This is a genomic window from Dehalococcoidia bacterium (assembly GCA_028711995.1).
GTDB lineage: Bacteria > Chloroflexota > Dehalococcoidia > SZUA-161 > SpSt-899 > JAQTRE01.
This window is the reverse complement of the sequence record JAQTRE010000225.1, coordinates 1-3,006: the sequence shown is the minus strand read 5'-3', so window position 1 is coordinate 3,006 and position 3,006 is coordinate 1. Positions and strand designations below refer to the sequence as shown.

General features: G+C 54.4%; 4 protein-coding genes. 2 read left to right on the top strand and 2 right to left on the bottom strand.

The annotated features are described in order from the left end of the window. Positions 1 to 608 (top strand): hypothetical protein (locus PHV74_15890; GenBank protein ID MDD5095833.1); only part of this gene is annotated, 608 nt, incomplete at its 5' end. Positions 609 to 880: 272 nt separating this feature from the next. Here the strand turns inward: PHV74_15890 and PHV74_15885 are convergent. Further along, entirely contained in the window at positions 881 to 2,452 is a 1,572-nt protein-coding gene (locus PHV74_15885; GenBank protein ID MDD5095832.1) for an IS1634 family transposase, read from the bottom strand. Positions 2,453 to 2,622: 170 nt separating this feature from the next. Here PHV74_15885 and PHV74_15880 point away from each other — a divergent pair, with 170 nt between their 5' ends. Beyond that, the gene (locus PHV74_15880; GenBank protein ID MDD5095831.1) at positions 2,623 to 2,811 is read left to right on the top strand and encodes a hypothetical protein; all 189 of its coding nucleotides are present in this window, start codon (positions 2,623 to 2,625) and stop codon (positions 2,809 to 2,811) included. A gap of 10 nt (positions 2,812 to 2,821) precedes the next feature. Here the strand turns inward: PHV74_15880 and PHV74_15875 are convergent. After that, positions 2,822 to 3,006 (bottom strand): glutamate--tRNA ligase (locus PHV74_15875; GenBank protein ID MDD5095830.1); only part of this gene is annotated, 185 nt, incomplete at its 5' end.

Below are 3,006 nucleotides of genomic sequence, written 5' to 3'. Positions count from 1 at the left end.
ATGACAAGGAAAGAGCATCGGACCTGACAATTCGTTTATACAATGAAGCCAAACGCATGCATCACTTGCACTTATACTGGATAACATCCCTAATGAGCTATATCGGCCGCCATTTAGGTGATGAGGCATTGGAGGAAGCACAAAAAGAATTCATTAGTGTTGCAATGGCAGACGGCGCAAAACGCCGACCACAAAAGAGGCTCGAAGGAACGGAAAGGTTGCGCCAAGCCGTCCAGAATTATGCGGAACGATTTAGAGCGACCTTTTCACCAGTCACTATTGATGAGGATGAGGAAAAATTTGTTCTCGAAATGCGCCCTTGTGGAAGCGGTGGTCATCTAATTATTGAGGATAGTTACGAGAACTTTGGCTTCCTTAAGATCAAGCGGCCGCAGCCCATGACCTATGGGCAGAGCGACTTTCCTGTTTATTGTACCCATGGGGCATGTGCGGCAATGGTACAAATGGAATCGGGTACCCTGGACGTATTTGAGGATCCATCAGAGGAATTGGGTAAGAAGCCCTGCAAATTTTATATCTATAAAGATCCCAAATCAATTCCATCAGAATTTTATACCAAAGTTGGGAAAAAGAAGGATATGACTTGAACGGACTATATTCGTGTGTTCGCATAGTCCAACGAGTGTTGAACCGTACTTTGGCGTGGTGAATAAGTGATTTCTCGCGACCTTGATCATCGGACAGGCCCGGATTGACGGAATTAACTCCAGCGATGATTGTGATGCTCGAACAGGAGAGACAATCAATATAACTCGACTTCTACAGTCCTTTTGAAAATCGAAGCTATTTGGGGGCGTTTTTCCTCTCTTGGCACCACAGATGCCCCTGTATCGCGCTGTCCAGTGACCAGGTCAGTGTGTCACGCCATGAGTCTGACCGATGGAGGGATAGCCGCCCCCGCAGCCTGAAGCACCTTTCCGGCAACTCCCTGCACCGGCGTCCGCAGATGATAAGTCTGCGTTCCCTGCACGACCTCGACTTCGGCCAGCGATTGGAGGTCTCGCCGGATGTCGTTCCATTCCATTTCCCAGCCTCGCTCTCTGAGTCTCCGTTTGAGTTCGTGCATCAGCACCAGCGCCAGGAAGGAGCAGAACACATGCCCTTTGATGGTGGCGTCCCACTGGTGGAACACCGGCCGGGTGTCAAGCATCGATTTGGTCGCCCGGAAGAACTGCTCCACCATCAGGAGCCGCTTGTACTGCACCGCGATCTCATCGGCTCCCAGATCGGAGTTGGTTCGCAGCACGAACTTACCATCGTAACGGACATCGGCAGCGATCTTCTTCGGATCCAGGACTACTGATCCCTTCTGCACCCGCAGGAATCTGCGGTATCCCTGGTTGCCCACCAGGCTGCCGGGAGATTCTTTCAGCTTGTCCTCCAGGCTCTTAAGGATCGCTTCCCGATCGGCGGCATCCTTCCTGGCCTCTTCCGGATTGTAACAGACAATGTAGCGACGTCCCTCCACACGAACATCTTTCACCTGCAAGTTCTCGGCTACTTCTTTGTATCGCCCCGCTCGTCCCAGGACATCCTCTCTCACCTCTTTCTGCCGGCGCATCCGGGCTCCCAGGATGTATTCCATTTCAAGCCCTTCAAGTCCATCGATGGTCTTCCGGCTGGCCATCCCCCGATCGGCCACCCAGCACACTCGCTTCAGCCCGAACCGCTGCTTCATCTCCTCCACCAGGGGCACGAGGGTTTCTACGTCCGTCTGATTTCCCGACCACATCGGACAACTCACCGGACGGCCTTCCCCGTTCAACACCGCCCCGACCACCATCTGCTTCAAATCCGGCCGATGGTCCTTGCTGTGCCCGCGTTGCCCCAGGCTCTCCCCGCCGGCCTCCTCGAAGTAGATGCTGGTGGTATCGAAGAAGGCCAAAGTGAATTCACTGAAGAGATCGCGCCCCATATGGAAGAGGCCGTCCTCCACCTTCTCGTGGTTGTCGCCCAGCCAGCGCATCGCCCGGTATAGATGGTGAAGCTCTACCCCTTCACTGCCGGGTATCACCATGTCCCGTTTCCACTTCTCACAGGCCCGGTCGGACCCCGGTTCGAACAGCCGGTTCAGCACCGTCATGTAGATGGCCCTCTCCACCGGGAACTCGAAGTGCCGCTCTTTCAGAAGCTCCCTCAACACCTGAGCGATCCCGCAACCCTTCCACAGATGCCTGAAGGCCAGATCAGGGCCGATCTGCCATATCCCTTTGGCCTCGATATTGCCCTTTTCGTACTCCTCCACCACCCGCACCTGGTCCCCGAAGCGAGCTAAGGAACGTACCAGCGCATCTGTCTGGCCGCTCGATGCCAACTCATCCACCCTCCCCAGGGTGCAGATCACCCGCTGCACCACGCGCTTGCCTTCCCGATGGTTGTCCACGCTCTGAAGATAGCGGTGTGCACCGCTGGGCTTGCTGCGGACAAACATATAGCGCCTCCTATCAGACACTACATATTATACCGCAACATACGCAATAATTACAGCCGTAATAAGTGTGGATATTGGCACTACTTTTACCCCGATTTTCCAGATGCCAAAGCTGAGTTATCCACACTTGAAGCTAAGCAAAGCGACATGACTGTAGAAGTTCGGTCAAGGTGACCGGGGCGACCAACCAGGGCGGGACGGTAGTCTATAATGGGATTAAGTCAGGAAGCTACAGCTTCTACATCACTTACTACGGTCAAACGAATTTTTGCGTTACCGTGACGCCGGGACAGACCACCAGCCTGACCATTCACGTGGAGTCCCCGGTGGTTTCTGCCACACCCGGTCAAACACCTTGAGGTTCGGTTATTAGACTCTTTGAAGCCGGTTGATGGCGGATCGGATCCGCGCAAGGCAACGCTCTTTCCCCAGAACCGTCATGGTCTCAAAGAGTCCGGGAGAAGCGGTGCGGCCGGTGCAGGCGATGCGAATGGGGCTGAACAATTGCCCCGCCTTGAGCCCTAATTCCGAAGCAAGAGGCCGAAGCGTTTCCT